Genomic DNA, 16,800 nt, shown 5'->3' with positions numbered 1-16,800 from the left:
ACCAAGAACCAAGAGCCATGAATCAAGATAGGAGATGTCAGATATCAGACGGGGTATGCAGGTATAAAGATTGAATGGTCGTTTTTTAATCTTAGCCTTAACCTAAATCTCAGGCTTAATAAAAAAGCGAGACCGAAGTCCCGCTTTTATATTGAAGAATAAATCATAAAAAATTAAAAATCCTTTTTATGACTTGAATTATTAATCAGCAACCAGCAACTGGAAACTCAAAACCATTAAAACAAATCATTCAAAAGTTTTGCAAGTCTCAATCCACCGTAAAGAAGCTGTCTTTCAAGCGTATCATTGAATTTATACTGATAGTCGTACGATAATTTTGAATCGTTTGGAGTTTGTGCGTAGATTTTGTTCGCTATTTTATGAGAATCATACAGCCAGTCTTCTACAGTTCCGGCCTGAATCTGCTTGACTTCTTCTTTAGATTTGATGTCTAAAAGATTGGCATATTCCGTATAGCTGTATTTCTGTGAATCTACCAGTTTTCCGTCCCATACAGAATGAAGATTGGTTTTGTCTCCGAAATAGGTTACATTAATTTTGTTTCCTCCAAGGTCCTCGGCTCTTCCTACGTGAAGAGGCTGGGAAAGGTCTCCCATAATATGAATAAGGAAGATCAGTGCAATTTTTCTGTCCTTTTCAGAGGTTTTTTCATCTTTAATCTGGCTGGATAAAGTGTTTATCTGAGTATAAAGGCTTGGACCTGCCTGCATTTTCAGGTTTTGGCCAAAAGCTTTAAAATCTGACTGAGGATCAATATTTACATAATGCCATGATGAAGCCTGTTTCCAGACTCCTGTAGTATCAGATTTAATGAAGTCCGGCCAGTTTGCCCAATAGGCAAGACGTTCTTTACCCATTATTTTTCTTATTTCTCTTCTTGCCTTACCCGACAGATGGTTCTCTGCGATCTCTGCAATGATGCGGTGCCCTGTAAGCCCCCATGCGTAAGAATAAAGTGAAGATGAAATGAATGCTAAAATCAGAATTTTAGAATAAATACTTTTCATTATAAATAACATTTTACAAGCTGCAAAGATACGTCCCGGTTTCCGAACCTGTATCAATTATCATCATTTTCTTGTTTCAAAAAATGTTAATAAAAATTAATCTAAATAAATAAATGGGGGACAAAATTCTAAATAATATTAAAAATACAGAAAAAACAGGTGTAAAAGTCTGCCTATCAGCTGATCAATTTAACTTTAAACCTGCGATCTCAAACATGAATGAGCCGTTATTACCGTATTTTTACGGAATTTGTCATGGAATATTCCTTTTAGTGCCAATAAATTAGTATTTTTAAAATAAAATTATTGCCAAATTATTTTTTCAAACTTATGAGATATATTATCTTTACAAGTCATAATCACAGGAAACACTATGCATGAGAATAATATTGTAGACATGTATTACAATAAGTTGCAGACCGACTTCAAAGCTGAAGCCGTAGCGGTAAATCTTTTGAAGTATCAGCGGGCAGTAAGCAATATATTTATAGAACGAATCGGGATCAATGACAGGGCTTATCTTAAGGATATCAAAAGTATTTCAAGCAGCTATTTGGGATTTGATGAGGAAGTGTTCACCATAGAAACCTATAGAGAGGGTATTTATGACTATCTTCCGGAAGGGCTGTTTCATCCGCCGTCTCTGGGAGCTTCTAGAAAGAATGTAGATTCTGTGGTGCGTGAAATTCGGAAGCAGAAAAAAGTGGAGGAGGATGCGAGGAAATTTTTCCGTCCTTTCGAGCTTGAAGTTTTTTTTACGGAAATTAGTTCCCTGCTTAAGGAATCTGAATTTGATATTTCAAGCAGTACCGATACCCTTTTGGACACAGTAAGCGAGCTCTGGCCTCTTATAAAATTGCTTGATAAGCAGAATGCCTATATTTTTATTTATATTTTACCTTTCTTTCACCAGATCAGAGGGGATAAAAAATGGTTTGAAAGATGTATGACCGCTTTCCTTCAGGTACCGGTGGAGGTTACTTTTGCCCCGAATATTATTGACAGGATAGAAAGAAATGACGATTCCATGCTGTTAGGAAACTCAAAACTGGGGGTTACCTATATTCCCAGCGGAAGACATATGGATGGACAGCGGAACTGGGTAGTGAACATAGGCCCGATTCCTTATACAGAAATGAAAAAGTATATTTCCGGAAGCCCGTTCAGAAATATTCTGCAGGCTTTATATGATTATTTTCTTCCGGTAACGGTAGACGTGGAGGAAAATTTTATTACCGAAAAAGAGGAATACTCATTTAGTCTTGAGGACGATGAAAGAAATGCCAGCCGTCTCGGATACTCTACATTTCTCTAAAATAATTTATTATATTTACAACTACCAACAAAGTATAAATTTGAAAAGAAACTAATGGAAATTTCATCAGTAAAAGGTATTTTTTTAAGGTATATTTTAATGCCTTTAATCGCGGTGATTTTGATGGTCATTCTTGGGATTATCAGAAGAAACAAACCTGCGATCAAAATTAAAGTAATTATTATATATGTCCTTCTGTGCGGTTTATGTCTTGCATTACCAGGCTTTTTTGGTTTTGCAAAAAACCTCTTTAATCCTTACTGGTACCTTATTGCACAGGTTATTTATCTTATTTTTGGTATTATTCATGTTAATTTACTGCACAGGTATTTCAGAAAGCATATTGACTCTGTAGGAATGAGCATTTTGTTTGAATCTATACTTTCATTAACGTGTATTGCTTTCGGAGGATATTTATTTACATTGATCTTTAGCTGGATAAGTAAGGGCGCAGGCTATGCTGTAATGGCTGCCACAAGTATGCTGATCTTTGTTGTTCCAATGGTATTTTATTACTGCTACGTACAGTTTATAAGCATTCCTTTTGATATCTATAAAACCTGGAGATATTCTCCTGACCAAAAACTTCCGGACTTTGAAGGGGCGGATTTTGACCGATTAATGGTATTAAATGTTGAATTGAGCAAAAATCTTGAAGATGCAAACAGATTTAGGATCAAAGCCAAAACCCTTCCGACCGGGGTTACTTTCGGAGACTGGTTCTACAGGGTAGTGGACGACTATAATCATAAAAATCCCAATTCTATTATTCATCTTTCAGATACAGAAAAAGAGCCTTATTACTGGATTTTTTACACCAAAAAATCGTTTTTCAGCTTTAGAAAATATATTGATTTCGACCAGGATATCTCTACGAATAGCATTTCAGAAAATGAAGTGGTAATCTGCAAAAGAGTGATCCAGCATGAGGAAGAAGGAGTATTGAAAAAATCATAATCACAGAAAATTTAAAAAGTATTAACTATGATACAGCCTATTAAGCATTTTGCGATCAATTGGGTAGACGGGATGAAAGTTTCCCAGAGACACCTTAATGATCAGGATAATTTTTTAATTGACACGATAAGAGATTCCAGCTCACTGGGAATCAACACATATAATTATGGGCTTTTGCCTATTTCTAATGAATTTACGGACAAAACAATATTTGATGTTCATAATACTGCTACCAATGACGTGCAACTTGTGATCAAAAGATGCAGCGCCATTACTATGGCGGGTTATCGTATCGATTTGAGCGACAGGAGAGTAAGCGTGAAGTCACTGGCAAAATCTATGAGCGAGGAGCAGGCAGACGGTGATTATTATATCCTGATTTCTGTAAATCCTTTTGATAAGGTACCTTTTGGGGATATTGACCCGGAGGAAATTCCGCCCCGTCATCCAAACGCACAGCCAAATCATCACATCGAGCTTCTTCCGGTTACTTCACTGAACAGCAGTTATTCCGGAGGAAACTACCTTATCATCGGAAAAGTAGATTTGAGAGCCAATATTGCCCAGGTAGATTCTAATTTTATTCCGCCGTGTACCTCTATCCAGAGTCATCCTGCTCTGATAGATTACTACAGCAGCTATGCCAAATCAATAGGAAATCTGCAGCAGTATGCCTTTAAGATTATTCAGAAAGCATCTCATAAAAACCAAAATACAGCATTGGCGCAGAACGTAAAGTTCTTATGTACTACCATGGTGAATACTTTTGGGGATATGTATTTCCAGTTCAGAAACATTATTCCATGGCAACCGCCTGTATTTTTGATCGAGGCATTTGCAAAATTGGCCCTTCATCTTTACAATTCAACCCAGCTTCTGGTTCCTGCAGAGTTGGAAGAAATGCTGAACTACAGCCTGGAGTGGAGTGAAATTGCCCCGCATACCTTACTGAATCAACTTTCTATTGTAGCAGAAACCAATTATGACCATCATAATTGCGGAGAGCCATTATTATATATCCAGCAGATGCTGCGCAGTCTGGAAATTATTTTCTCTAAATTAAGTGAGCTTGACTATATCGGTCAGAGAAAAGAAAACATCATTGTTAACGAACAGGAAGTTTCTTCCAATACCAACCCAAAAAGAGGCTGGAGTGTTTTAGATTAATAAAAATGACTAAGAATATAAATCCCGGACTGAAATTTTCGGGATTTTTTATGCTTAAAATATCAAAAGATGTAGAATGTAAGACAAGTTATCAGTTCACATAGGTAATAAAGATTTTCAAAATAAAATAGAACATGGATCTAAATACCATAAGAAAAGACACGGCTGGTTGTGCAGATAAAATATTTTTAAACAGTGCCGGAGGATCATTGATGACGGAAATTGTAGTTAAAACAATGACTGATTATATTTTTTTGGAACAGCAGCATGGCGCTTATGGTGCAGCAGAAAGGACTGCGGGTAGGCTCGGCCTGTTCTATACAGAAGCAGCCAGGCTTATCAATACTCAGCCCGATAATATTGCTTTCGCGGTCAGTTCTACCGATGCTTACGCTAAAGCCCTGTCCAGCATTGAATTTCAGGATGGGGATTGTATTATTACAACCAATGACGATTATATTTCGAATCAGATGGCTTTCTTTTCACTGCAGAAAAAACGGGGAGTTAAGCTGATTAGGATGAAAAATCTTTCCGACCATGAGCTGGATCTGGAAGACCTTGAACATCTAATCAAAAAATACCATCCGAAACTCGTTGCGGTCACCCATATTCCGACCAATTCCGGATTGATCCAGAATGTGGAAGGGGTAGGTAAAATCTGTCGTCAGTATGATGTATTGTACCTTGTTGATGCCTACCAGTCCATTGGCCAGCTGGTTGTGAATGTTGAAAAAATAGGATGTGATTTCCTGACTACAACAGGCAGGAAATTCATGCGAGGGCCTAGAGGAACAGGATTTTTATATGTTTCGGACAGGGTTTTAGAAAGGAATATGGCTCCGGTATTTTTGGACATGGCAGGTGCAGAATGGACAGAATTCGATGATTATAAACTGCTTAAAACTGCAAAAAGATTTGAACACTGGGAAACTTCCATCAGTTCGCTTTTAGGATTTACAGAAGCTTTAAAATATGCAAACGGAATTGGTCTGCAGAATATCGAAAACTACAATAGAAAACTGGCGGAAAGTTTAAGGGCCGGGCTTCATAATAAGGGTTTCACAATATTGGATCAGGGCAACAACTTATGCAATATTGTTACTTTCTGTGCCCCAGATGGTAATATTGAAAATATTTATAAAATACTGAAAGAGAACAATGTGTATTTTTCAGTAAGCAATAAAAGCAATGCACTCATTGATTTTACATTGAAAAATCTGGATAGGGCTATTCGTCTGTCGCCGCATTACTTTAATACTGCTGATGAAATTGAAAGTGTGATAAAAATGTTGGAATATTGACTTTAAACCAAAAATCAGGCATGATGTTGCTGGTTGCATAGGAGCTTTAATCTCTTATCATTCTACACCAAACAATTAATTCAGAATTTCTTCAAAATTGAACTATAGATTTGTAAAAATGAAGATTTTAATAATAGAAGACGAAACAGAATTGGCAAAAAGTATCTCCGAATATCTTTACGGAGAAAACTATTTATGTGAGTTTGCAACGACATTTAGTGACGCAATGGACAAAATAGAGACTTTTAATTATGATTGTATTCTGCTTGATATCATGCTTCCTGATGGAAACGGACTTACTATTTTAGAAGAACTGAAAAAGCAAAATAAACAGGATGGTGTTATTATTATATCTGCGAAAAACGCTTTAGATGATAAAGTAAGAGGCTTACAGCTGGGTGCTGATGATTATCTTACCAAACCTTTTCATCTTTCCGAATTAATGGCCAGGATCTATTCTATTATCCGCAGAAAACAATTCAACAATTCAAATGTTGTAAGGCAGAATGAAGTAGAGATCGATCTTTTAGCCAAAACTGTTTCAATTAATAATAAGACAATTACTCTTACGAAAAAAGAGTTCGATCTGTTGATTTATTTTATAGGAAATAAAAATAAAGTAATTTCCAAAAGCACTTTAGCAGAACATCTGTCCGGTGATTTTGCAGATATGCTGGACAATCATGATTTTGTATATGCACATGTAAAGAATCTGAAAAAGAAATTATACGATGCCGGATGTGATCATTATCTGAAAACGGTGTACGGAACGGGATATAAATGGGAAAGTAACTAAACCTATGAAACCATTATTAAGCAAGACTACAAAGCCATTCATTATTTATGTCCTTATTATTCTGGTCATTAGTATTCCTGTATATTATTTTGTAATTGATACCATTTGGAAGGGTGAATTAGATGAACATAATGCGACAATCGCAGAAAAAACGGCTTATGAATTTAATAGTCTGAAGCTTTCTGATCAGGAATTAGAAAAAAGTCTAGTGCTTTGGAATCAGATCCAACCCGGAACCGATATTAAAAAAATACTATACAATAGTCTGAAAAAAGATGTGTTTTTTACTGTAGAGAAGCAGAAAACGTTTGCATCACAACCTGAAACAGAACGATATAGATGTTTAATGAAAGTGATTTATATTAATAATAAGCCTTTCCTTTTTACCGTTGAAACTAATATTGAAGAATCTCAGGAAACCGTATCTGCTATTGCTTTGATAACCATTTTCTTCTTTATTATTATCGTTATTGGTTTATTGTTTCTAAACAAAAGGCTTTCAGCTTCAGTCTGGGAACCATTCCGAAATACTTTGGAGAAGCTTAAAACATTTAATCTCAACAACCAGACAAAAATCGAATTTGATCAAACTGATACAACAGAATTTGAAGAACTTAATCAATCTTTAGGTAAACTGATCGATCATAATATTTCAGCATTTAAAACACAGAAAGAATTTACAGAAAATGCCTCTCATGAGTTGCAAACTCCTTTGGCAATTCTTAAAAACAAACTTGATATTTTACTACAAGACGAAGATCTCACAGAAAAACAATATCACATTGCTGAAGAAATGAACAGGGCCCTGACAAGAAGCTCCAGAATTAATAAAAACCTTTTGTTGCTGGCCAAAATTGACAATAGCCAGTTTGATAATTCTGAAATTATTCAACTTGATGGTTTACTGCATCAAAGTATGGAAATATTACAGGAACATTTTGATCAAAAAAACATTGCAGTTAATGAAAATATTTCATCAAATGTAAAAGTAAGTGGAAACACTGGTTTAACGGAAGTCCTTATTAATAATCTGATACTGAATGCAATTCGCCATACTTTGCCTAACGGATCAATCTCGGTGAAACTGACAGATTATGGGCTTGAAGTTACTAATTCCGGAACAGAAAAATTAAATACAAAATTTTTATTCAAGAGGTTTTCCAAGCTTTCAGCTGATCATCACGGCAGTGGTTTAGGATTGGCAATAATCAGTGAAATTTGCAAATTTCATCAATGGAAAATCAGCTATAAATTCGAAAATAATCTGCATATTTTTTCTGTCCTGTTCTAAGCATTCCAAATTTCTACAAAATTGTATATCAGATTTGTAAGAAAAATATGAAAATGCTAAATAAGGTAGCAGCTGTAACCCTACTTTTCTGGCTGATGAAAATAACAGCAACTACACTGGGGGAAACTTTGGGAGATTTTATTTCTATGACACTTAACCTCGGCTATATTGTTGGAATAGGAATTACCCTCTTATTTTTCATCATCATTATTTCAATACAGCTGAATGTAAAAAAATATATTCCGGTCATTTACTGGCTGGTAATTATAGGAACGACCACACTGGGGACAGAAATTTCTGATTTTATAGACAGAACTCTGAAAACCGGGTATTTATTGGGGACTTTAATACTGGTAAGCGGTCTTCTGATAACGCTTTTCTTATGGTATAAAAAATATAATACTCTTGAAGTATATCCGGTCTTTGAAAGAAATAAAGAAATTTTTTACTGGATAGCTATTCTTTTCTCCAACAGTCTGGGAACAGCGTTTGGAGATTTTCTGGGTGATAATTTAGGATATAGCTATTTAGCCGGAGCTTTGATCACGGGTGCTGTCATACTTATTGTTGTTCTGCTTCATTATTTTACAAAGCTCAATCATGTACTGCTGTTTTGGGTCGCTTTTGTTTTTACAAGGCCGTTTGGAGCAACTTTCGGGGATTTTCTTACTAAGCCTCTTTTAAAAGGTGGATTAAATCTCAGTACACTATATGCTTCATTAGTTTCTTTAGGTCTGTTATTTCTGATGATTATTATTTTACATCAAAAGCAAAAGAAAGATAGTCAAAACTAAAAATTCAAAATTTATTCTAATTCATTCCTGAATATTGCTTTACAAATTAAAAATTTAATTAAAATGAAAAAGTTAGTATTCCTACAGCTGTAGCTTTGGTTAATGCACAAAAAGTTCAGCAGAAAGATGTTCCTGCATCTGTTCAGAAAGGTTTTCAGAAACAATTTCCAACGGCCAGAGAGATAAAATGGGAAAAGGAAGATGGTAATTATGAAGCAGGCTTCAGGATAAAAGGAACGGAGACTTCTGTTGTGATCACTCCTTCAGGTAACATTCTTGAAACAGAAACAGAAATAAGCAGTAACTCTCTTTCTGCACTTATTAAAGCATATATCAACAAAAATTACCCTAATCAGAATATAAAAGGAGCAGCGAAAATTACAGATGCAAAAGGCATCCTTACCTATGAAGCAGAAATAAGCGGAAAAGATCTGATTTTCGACAATAAAGGAAAATTCTTAAAGGAAAAAAAAGACTAAACTGAATAAGATGAATAGGATCAAGCTGTTACCGTTTTTAGTAATGCTGCTATTTTCTTCAATCGCTTTTGCACAGGTGGCTGTTGTTACAATCTCCGGAAATGTAAAAAATAAACTGAGACTGTCAGGATTGTCATATGTAAATGTAATTGCAAGAAAAGACACTGCATTTATTGCCGGAACGATAACCGATGAAGAAGGCAGATTTTCATTAACGGGAATCAAACCCGGAAACTACCAGCTGGAGTTTTTACATTCGGGATTTAGAAAGCAGACTCAGACACTTTTTGTAGGAAGCCTTTCAGAATTTCTGGAAATTCCGGTTATCGAACTTGAACCGCAGGAAGAAAAAGAAACAAAAATTGAGAAAGTCGTTGTAACAGCTTCTAAAAAGAATGAAGTCAGCGATCAGCTCGATAAAAAAACATATTCTGTTTCCGATAATATCAGCCAAAGCGGAGGTTCTGTTTTGCAAAGCATGCAAAATTTACCAGGCGTGACCATTCAGGAAGGAAAAGTACAGCTGCGTGGAAATGATAAAGTAACAGTTTTAATTGACGGCAAACAAACAGCTTTAACTGGCTTCGGAAGTCAGAGCGGACTGGATAATATTCCGGCTTCTGCGATTGATAAAATTGAGATCATCAACAATCCTTCATCAAAATATGATGCCAACGGAAATGCAGGAATCATCAATATTATGATGAAGAAAAATAAACAGACCGGCTGGAACGGGAAAATTGGTTTTACGTACGGTACGGGTTCTTATTGGGTGAGAAAAGAAAATCTGCCAACGATAAGGCCTCAATATACTATTACGCCAAAAATTAACCCATCAGTTTCATTAAATTACAGAAAAGATAAGGTTAATATTTTTCTCCAGGCAGATAATTTATATACGGAAACGCTTAATAAAAATGAATTTGTAACCCGAACTTATGATGACGGAACGGTCATTAAGTCACAACTAAAAAGAAACAGAAATACAAATTATCTTACTACAAAAGCCGGAATTGACTGGAATATTGATTCTCACAACACACTAACGGTTTCAGGGCTGTACGGAAGTGAGAAAATTATAGATCATGGAGACCAACCATTTTTTAACGGAGATCTATCTCAACGTCTTAGGCTTTGGCAGTTTTTGGAAGATGAATTGAAAACCACAATAATGGCAACAGCTTCTTATCAGCATAAGTTCAAAGAGGCAGGGCATTTATTGAATATCGGATTCAATTACACATTTCACAGAGAGGATGAGAAATATTTTTACGACAATTATTTGCCGGCTTCAACAGGAACAGATGCCTTTAAATTATTATCTGACGAACAGGTTTATGATTTTAATATTGATTATGTGAAACCTCTGAAATATGGACGCATCGAAACAGGAATTAAACTGAGAAACAGAAGTATTCCTACAAATATGAACTTTATTCCCGGTATAAACTCAGTTTTGGATGCCAATGCAGGAGGTTGGGCAAATTATACAGAGTTGATTCCTGCTGTTTATGGCAATTATATTTTCGAAAACGAAAAATGGGAAGCGGAACTTGGTGTAAGACTGGAATATGTGAAAATTCAGTACGATGTGAATCCCAATCATCCGACATATAAAAGTGACAGTTATAATTATACACAGCCGTTTCCAAACTTAAGACTGGCTTATAAATTAAACGATCACAACAAGTTATCTGTATTTTATAACAGGAGAGTGGACCGGCCGAATGAAGTTGATATCAGAATATTCCCTAAATATGACGATGCCGAAATCATTAAGGTGGGAAATCCGCAATTAAGACCTCAGTTTACTAATTCAATTGAATTGGGGCACAAATATAATTGGAGTAACGGCTATCTGTATTCAGCGTTATACCATCGTTTTGCTAACGGAACAATTACCAGAATCTCAAGTATTGTTCCTGAGAGTACCCTGATTTATGCTGTATTTCAAAATGCCGGAAAAAGTTATAATTCAGGGGTGGAAATGATCTGGAATCAAAAAGTTTCGAAAGCGTATTCTTTTAATATTAATGGAAATATTTACAGAAATCAGATTGATGCATTTTCGGTGGAGAACCTTTATCCGCAGTCCAATATATTTTTTGCCAATCGGGAAACAGCTATTTCCGGAAATGTAAAACTGAATAACATTTTTAAATTTTCTATGGGGTTTGATGCACAATTAACTGCAGTTTATCTGGCTCCGGATATTATTCCGCAAGGGAAAACAGGTTCGAGATTTTCAATGGATCTGGGGGTGAAAAAATCAATTCAAAACGGAAAAGGAGAAATATTTTTGAATGCAACCGATTTGCTGAACACCATGGCAATCAAGAAAAAAATCCAGGGAAATAGTTTTGCTTATACAAGCAATGATTATTATGAAACACAGGTTGTAAGATTAGGTTATAGTTATAAATTTTAATAAAAAACTCAATGCTGACATGAATAATTTACTAGAGTCTGTAAACAGGTATATGATATTATTTCTTTCGGAAAACCTTTCTGAAAATCTTTCTTTTCACGATATCGGCCACACCTATAATGTAGTGGATGCAGCACGGGAAATTGGTACACAAAGCAATCTGTCGGAAGAAAGTATGACTGTCTTATTGGTTGCAGCATGGTTTCATGACTGCGGATATGCAAATCTCTATATTGGTCATGAGGAAGAAAGTAAAAAAATAGCAAAGAATTTCTTAGAAAATTTCGGATGCGAAAAAGATTTTGTTGATACTGTTTTAAACTGTATTGATTCTACAAAATACCCGCCAAAACCTTCTTCTTTAATTGAAAAAGTGCTGTGCGATGCAGATCTATATCATTTGGCACTTCCGAATTATCCTAAGTATGAAAAAGCAATACGACAAGAGTTTGAAATATATCTTGGACTGGCTTATACAGATCAAGAATGGTTGGTAAAGAATTATAATTTTCTTAAAGATCATGAATATTATACGGATTATGGTAAAAAAATACTTACCAAATTTAAAGAAGTGAATGTTCAATTAATGAACTGTTCTGAACAAATTTAAAATCCATTATTACTAAGATGTCAAAATTCACTAAAAAAACAGCATTCTGCCTTTCCATATTGATTTTTTCTTGTGGAAAAATGACTGCACAAACAAGCAATGATACCATTCAGGTTCAGGAGCCAAAGAAAGACAGTATTGTTGCATTGAATACTGAAAGTCATTTAAATTATAAAAGATTAATCATTCCTGCCGCACTTATTGGTTACGGAGTCGCCAGTTTGTCCGTTAATAGCCTTAAGCAATTGAACTTCTCCACCAGAGATGAAATCAATGAACACAAGCCTGATCATATCAGATTGGATAATTATACTCAGTTTGCACCTGCAGTTCTGGTTTATGGATTAAATGCAGCCGGAGTAAAGGGAAAACATGGTTTTAAAGACAGGAGCATTATCTATGGAACTTCAATGTTGATCACATCAGCAGTTACAATTCCTTTAAAACATATTGTTCAGGAAGAAAGACCCGATCAATCCAATAAGTTATCATTTCCTTCAGGCCACACAGCCATTGCATTTGCTTCTGCACAATTTATGTTCAGAGAATATAAGGACACGAATTTCTGGCTGGGAGTTTCAGGATATTCGTTTGCTGTTTTTACAGGAGTTTACAGGATGCTGAATAATAAACATTGGGTAGGAGATGTAGTAGCAGGTGCAGGTTTTGGGATACTTTCCACAGAATTGGCTTATTGGTTATATCCTAAGATTAATAATCTGTTGGGAGGTCAGAATAAAAGTACAGAAACCATGGTAATGCCATTTTATCAGGATAAAAGCGTAGGGATAGGCTTCGTAAAAACTTTTTAAATAATTTTAAAATTATCAAAACATGTGGTTTTATTATGCATTATTGTCGGCATTGTTTGCCGCATTCACAGCTATTTTTGCCAAAATGGGAGTATCCAGCATCAATTCTAATCTTGCAACTGGTATAAGAACCATCATAATTCTTGTTGTGGTTTGGAGTATTGTATTTATAAAAGGTGAAGTAAAGGATATTGGATCGATATCAAAAATGAACCTTATATTTCTGATTCTTTCAGGAGTGGCAACAGGATTATCGTGGCTGTTTTATTTCAAAGCATTGCAGATCGGAAAAGTATCACAGGTTGCTTCTGTAGATAAGCTAAGTGTTGCAATAGCCATCATTTTATCGGTATTATTTTTTAAAGAAACATTAACGCTAAAAACAGCAATCGGAGCTCTGCTAATTATCAGTGGAACTATTGTGTTTGCTATGAAATAGTGATGACTGGCTACACTTAAAATCAATCAATTATAATCTGAAACAAACAATTTGTCCCATTTTGGTTTGAACCGGATATTAAAATCTGGTGGCCGACGCTCGCGAAGCCACCAAGTATTTTATTTCTTCACCAGTATTATTTCTGTAGCTTTTCTGCTGAGTATTTCTTTAGAATTTCCAATCTCTATGGTCATTGATTTATCAAAATCCTCAATTTTAACGATTTTGATCTTAGTGTTCAGAAGCAGTTTTCTTTCATTTAAATAGCTTAAAAAGCCATCATCTGAAAGTGTAACCGAAGCAAATATTACCGTTTCTCCAACTTTGCAAACACTCAGTTTTTGCAGATCCTGTGCAATAATATTTCCGTCTTTATCAGGAATAGGCTCTCCGTGGGGATCAAATTTAGGATGATCCAGGATTTCGTCCATTTTATCGAAAAAAATCTGTGAATGGACATGTTCCAGCTGTTCTGCGATCTCGTGAACATTTTCCCAGCCAAAGTTCATCTTTTTTACCAGGAACATTTCGGTAAGCCTGTGTTTGCGTACTACCAGTGCAGCTTCACGTTTTCCGTTTTCTGTCACTAGCAGGGGTTTGTATGTTTCATAGACAACCCATTTTTTGTCGGCAAACTTCTTCATCATGTTATTGACGCTCGGCATTTTTACGTTTAAAAATTTGCTGAGCTCATTGATTGTCACTTTCCCTTCATTGTCAACTAGATGAAACAAAGCCTTCAGATAATTTTCTTCTGTTAATGTTGTTCTCAAAATGTTAGATGATTTTCAATACAAATCTAACAAAATATTATGTAAAATCGGGCCTTGTTATTTTAACTTTTTTTAATTTTACCCTATGAAATTTTCTTTTAAAAACGATTATTCCGAGGGATGTCACCCGAATATTCTACAAGCACTTTTAAAATCTAACTTTGAGCAGCAGGCCGGATACGGTGAAGATGAATATTCTTTGCAGGCAAAAAAACTGATCAAAGAAAAAATTAATAAGCCGGATTCAGAAGTTTATCTGGTCTCCGGAGGGACACAGGCCAATCTGATTGTGATTTCTTCGGTTCTGAGGCCATATCAATGTGTAATATCTGCAGCACCGGGCCATATTCTGAATAATGAAACAGGAGCTATTGAAGCTACAGGTCACAAAGTTTTAAGCATTGAAACTGCAGACGGTAAACTTAAGCCTTCAGACATTGTTCCGGTTCTGGAAAGCCACAGCAATATTCCGCATCAGGTCATGCCAAAATTGGTGTATATATCAAATTCTACGGAGCTGGGAACAATTTATATGGCTGAAGAGCTGGAAGAGCTTTCTGATTTTTGCCATAAGAACGGGCTGTATCTGTTTATGGACGGGGCCAGGCTGGGGCATGGTCTTACTTCTGAAATCAGTGATCTTACGCTGGAAAGAGTAGCGGAACTGACGGATATTTTTTACCTGGGCGGAACAAAGAACGGAGCATTGATAGGAGAGGCCATTGTCATTAATAATCAGGTTTTACAACCGGATTTTGCATTTAATATCAAGCAGAAAGGAGCGCTTCTGGCCAAAGGACGCCTTCTTGGAATTCAGTTTATGGAACTGATGAAAGATGATCTGTATTTTGATCTGGCAAAACATGCCAACCAGCAGGCAATGAAGATTAAAAATGCTCTGAAAGAAAGAGGAGTAAAATTTCTTGCCGATACTTATACGAATCAAATATTTCCTGTTATGAATAATGATCTTATTAAAATCCTGTCAGAACATTTTGAATTTTTTGTCTGGAAAAAGATGGATGAAAATTCTTCTGCCATTCGCCTTATTACTTCCTGGAATACAGGGGATGAAGCGGTAGAACGTTTTATAGAGATCATCCGGAAAGAGCTTTAATAAAAAAGGTGGCTGAGAATTTCAAGGCCACCTTTTTCAATAATGTAGTATAATTAATTTTTATATTATTTTAAAGCTTTTACAACCACTTTGCAGTCTGCAGCTTCCAGTTTTTGCCCGTCCTTATAGCTGATCTTTTTTTCATCAGCGTACTTAGACTGTCCGTCTTCCTCTTTATGATCACCAATTCCCTCCGTTAAAGTATTGTCCTTTTGAATAAAGAAGATATCTCTTTTGCTTTTTGTTCCTTCAGACTGAAATTCATAAGTTAATCTCAGGGTGTCTCCTGATTTAAAGCCGGTTATATCTCCTTTAGAGCTGTCTTTTTCATTGTTTTTATAAGCTAATTTTCCGGTAATGGTTCCCAGGTTATCATCAATAGAGGCAAAAACACTGTCTTTTCCTGTAACACCAATATAGCAGAATGATTTTGGCCCAAGTGTGTCTACTACAGGCTCAATGACAGCTGCTGTATCAGTTTCAGTTTTTGGAGCCGGTGTTTCTGTTTTTTTATTACAATTCATCAAAAAAACCGATAATGACCCTAGTAAGATTAATTTTTTCATACCTAATGTTATTATAAATTCAAATTTCAATGTACTAAATTAGGAATAGTATTTAAATATTAACTACTATTTACAGTAAATAAAAATTTATTTCAAACATAAAAAAAGAAAATTATTCTTTTAATTGAGCATTATATAATGAATGATTATCATTGAATATCCTATTATTTCTTCTTGGCGCTTTGTCGCAGAGAACGTCTGCGATACTTTTGGAAATCAGGTTTTCTTCCGTTAAATTATCTAACCAGAAAAATTCTCCTGCAGCATTGATCTCGATGAAATAGTATTCGTCTTCGGGAGAAACAATGATGTCTATAGCACCATAATCTACATTGTAAAGATCTAAAAGCTCCAGAAGCTTAGCTTCAATACCTGAAGGAAGTTCTGTTCTTACCCATTTGGTAAGCAGATTTACCCCGTCTTTTCTCCAGTCCACCTTTGCATCTTCGGACTGCTGGGAATCTATTTCAAATGCATAGACATCCTGCCCAACAATGGTAACCCGCAATTCTTTTTTCTTTTCTATTTTTTTCTGGAACTGCATTGGGCAATATACCAATGAATCCAGTTCTTCAAGCTTGTCTTCGCTAACCACATTGGTGAAAACCACATTTTCCACACCGTCTTCATAGATAGCAAAACCGGTCTGCATTTTAGCTATCACATTCTGATGCTTAAGGATGAATTGTCTGGCTTCTTCAGGATTGTTGGTAAGGCAGGTTTCAGGAATTTTAAGGCCTAGTTTAACGGCAATTTTCAACTGCTCTTCTTTACTGTCCAGCCTTCTGTAAATCCCCGGTTTCCCCAATGCATAAGCATCTACAGATTCTATAAATCCGAAAAGCGTGTTGCGGATCTCGCCCATTGCGGCGCTATAAAACTTTTTATCCATTTCTTCTTTCACCCCGTTCCCGATGTTATAAGCTC

17 protein-coding genes are annotated in these 16,800 nt (G+C 35.6%); 13 read left to right on the top strand and 4 right to left on the bottom strand.

Annotation, left to right across the window (positions count from 1 at the left end):
• Positions 1-236: 236 nt before the first annotated feature.
• Positions 237-1,028, bottom strand: coding sequence for a S1/P1 nuclease (locus LC418_RS20690; protein WP_223560496.1), 792 nt, complete (start codon positions 1,026-1,028; stop codon positions 237-239).
• Between the two features lie 397 nt (positions 1,029-1,425).
• Between LC418_RS20690 and LC418_RS20685 the strand changes: the two genes are divergently transcribed.
• From LC418_RS20685 to LC418_RS20630, 12 genes are all read left to right on the top strand, one after another.
• Complete coding sequence (locus LC418_RS20685) at positions 1,426-2,343, top strand: type VI secretion system baseplate subunit TssG (RefSeq protein WP_223560495.1); 918 nt, start codon at positions 1,426-1,428, stop codon at positions 2,341-2,343.
• Between the two features lie 54 nt (positions 2,344-2,397).
• Entirely contained in the window at positions 2,398-3,300 is a 903-nt protein-coding gene (locus LC418_RS20680) for a TssN family type VI secretion system protein (RefSeq protein ID WP_223560494.1), read from the top strand.
• Between the two features lie 27 nt (positions 3,301-3,327).
• Positions 3,328-4,467, top strand: a complete 1,140-nt coding sequence (locus LC418_RS20675) for a hypothetical protein (protein ID WP_111960990.1) — start codon at positions 3,328-3,330, stop codon at positions 4,465-4,467.
• A 134-nt stretch (positions 4,468-4,601) separates the two neighbouring features.
• A complete protein-coding gene (locus LC418_RS20670) occupies positions 4,602-5,768 on the top strand; it encodes an aminotransferase class V-fold PLP-dependent enzyme (protein ID WP_223560493.1) in 1,167 nt (388 codons plus the stop codon).
• Between the two features lie 118 nt (positions 5,769-5,886).
• Positions 5,887-6,564: a response regulator transcription factor gene (locus tag LC418_RS20665; protein ID WP_223560492.1), complete on the top strand. Its 678-nt coding sequence runs from the start codon at positions 5,887-5,889 to the stop codon at positions 6,562-6,564.
• A gap of 4 nt (positions 6,565-6,568) precedes the next feature.
• The gene (locus tag LC418_RS20660; protein ID WP_223560491.1) at positions 6,569-7,855 is read left to right on the top strand and encodes a sensor histidine kinase; all 1,287 of its coding nucleotides are present in this window, start codon (positions 6,569-6,571) and stop codon (positions 7,853-7,855) included.
• Positions 7,856-7,902: 47 nt separating this feature from the next.
• The gene (locus LC418_RS20655; RefSeq protein WP_223560490.1) at positions 7,903-8,649 is read left to right on the top strand and encodes a COG4705 family protein; all 747 of its coding nucleotides are present in this window, start codon (positions 7,903-7,905) and stop codon (positions 8,647-8,649) included.
• A gap of 95 nt (positions 8,650-8,744) precedes the next feature.
• Positions 8,745-9,128, top strand: coding sequence for a PepSY-like domain-containing protein (locus LC418_RS20650; RefSeq protein WP_223560489.1), 384 nt, complete (start codon positions 8,745-8,747; stop codon positions 9,126-9,128).
• Between the two features lie 10 nt (positions 9,129-9,138).
• Positions 9,139-11,556 carry a TonB-dependent receptor gene (locus LC418_RS20645; RefSeq protein ID WP_223560488.1) on the top strand — a complete coding sequence of 806 codons (2,418 nt, stop codon included), beginning with the start codon at positions 9,139-9,141 and terminating at the stop codon, positions 11,554-11,556.
• A gap of 19 nt (positions 11,557-11,575) precedes the next feature.
• The gene (locus LC418_RS20640) at positions 11,576-12,166 is read left to right on the top strand and encodes an HD domain-containing protein (protein ID WP_223560487.1); all 591 of its coding nucleotides are present in this window, start codon (positions 11,576-11,578) and stop codon (positions 12,164-12,166) included.
• 80 nt (positions 12,167-12,246) lie between these two features.
• Positions 12,247-12,978, top strand: a complete 732-nt coding sequence (locus LC418_RS20635; RefSeq protein ID WP_223560486.1) for a phosphatase PAP2 family protein — start codon at positions 12,247-12,249, stop codon at positions 12,976-12,978.
• Between the two features lie 22 nt (positions 12,979-13,000).
• Positions 13,001-13,417: an EamA family transporter gene (locus LC418_RS20630; RefSeq protein WP_223560485.1), complete on the top strand. Its 417-nt coding sequence runs from the start codon at positions 13,001-13,003 to the stop codon at positions 13,415-13,417.
• 119 nt (positions 13,418-13,536) lie between these two features.
• Here the strand turns inward: LC418_RS20630 and LC418_RS20625 are convergent, their stop codons facing one another.
• Positions 13,537-14,190, bottom strand: coding sequence for a metal-dependent transcriptional regulator (locus LC418_RS20625; protein ID WP_223560484.1), 654 nt, complete (start codon positions 14,188-14,190; stop codon positions 13,537-13,539).
• An 85-nt stretch (positions 14,191-14,275) separates the two neighbouring features.
• Here LC418_RS20625 and LC418_RS20620 point away from each other — a divergent pair, with 85 nt between their 5' ends.
• Complete coding sequence (locus LC418_RS20620; protein WP_223560483.1) at positions 14,276-15,307, top strand: threonine aldolase family protein; 1,032 nt, start codon at positions 14,276-14,278, stop codon at positions 15,305-15,307.
• Between the two features lie 65 nt (positions 15,308-15,372).
• Here the strand turns inward: LC418_RS20620 and LC418_RS20615 are convergent, their stop codons facing one another.
• The gene (locus LC418_RS20615) at positions 15,373-15,873 is read right to left on the bottom strand and encodes a hypothetical protein (RefSeq protein WP_223560482.1); all 501 of its coding nucleotides are present in this window, start codon (positions 15,871-15,873) and stop codon (positions 15,373-15,375) included.
• Between the two features lie 112 nt (positions 15,874-15,985).
• Positions 15,986-16,800 (bottom strand): ATP-grasp domain-containing protein (locus LC418_RS20610; protein ID WP_223560481.1); only part of this gene is annotated, 815 nt, incomplete at its 5' end.

The sequence above is a fragment of the Chryseobacterium lathyri genome (assembly GCF_019970085.1).
Taxonomy (GTDB): Bacteria; Bacteroidota; Bacteroidia; order Flavobacteriales; family Weeksellaceae; genus Chryseobacterium; species Chryseobacterium lathyri.
The sequence above is the reverse complement of the archived record's forward strand: the minus strand, read 5'-3'. Positions and strand labels throughout refer to the sequence as shown.

Coding starts and splice junctions, on each gene's coding strand:
- LC418_RS20690 (WP_223560496.1), bottom strand. CDS start 1,028: ATGAAAAGTATTTATTCTAAAATTCTGATTTTAGCATTCATTTCATCT.
- LC418_RS20685 (WP_223560495.1), top strand. CDS start 1,426: ATGTATTACAATAAGTTGCAGACCGACTTCAAAGCTGAAGCCGTAGCG.
- LC418_RS20680 (WP_223560494.1), top strand. CDS start 2,398: ATGGAAATTTCATCAGTAAAAGGTATTTTTTTAAGGTATATTTTAATG.
- LC418_RS20675 (WP_111960990.1), top strand. CDS start 3,328: ATGATACAGCCTATTAAGCATTTTGCGATCAATTGGGTAGACGGGATG.
- LC418_RS20670 (WP_223560493.1), top strand. CDS start 4,602: ATGGATCTAAATACCATAAGAAAAGACACGGCTGGTTGTGCAGATAAA.
- LC418_RS20665 (WP_223560492.1), top strand. CDS start 5,887: ATGAAGATTTTAATAATAGAAGACGAAACAGAATTGGCAAAAAGTATC.
- LC418_RS20660 (WP_223560491.1), top strand. CDS start 6,569: ATGAAACCATTATTAAGCAAGACTACAAAGCCATTCATTATTTATGTC.
- LC418_RS20655 (WP_223560490.1), top strand. CDS start 7,903: ATGAAAATGCTAAATAAGGTAGCAGCTGTAACCCTACTTTTCTGGCTG.
- LC418_RS20645 (WP_223560488.1), top strand. CDS start 9,139: ATGAATAGGATCAAGCTGTTACCGTTTTTAGTAATGCTGCTATTTTCT.
- LC418_RS20640 (WP_223560487.1), top strand. CDS start 11,576: ATGAATAATTTACTAGAGTCTGTAAACAGGTATATGATATTATTTCTT.
- LC418_RS20635 (WP_223560486.1), top strand. CDS start 12,247: ATGACTGCACAAACAAGCAATGATACCATTCAGGTTCAGGAGCCAAAG.
- LC418_RS20630 (WP_223560485.1), top strand. CDS start 13,001: ATGTGGTTTTATTATGCATTATTGTCGGCATTGTTTGCCGCATTCACA.
- LC418_RS20620 (WP_223560483.1), top strand. CDS start 14,276: ATGAAATTTTCTTTTAAAAACGATTATTCCGAGGGATGTCACCCGAAT.
- LC418_RS20615 (WP_223560482.1), bottom strand. CDS start 15,873: ATGAAAAAATTAATCTTACTAGGGTCATTATCGGTTTTTTTGATGAAT.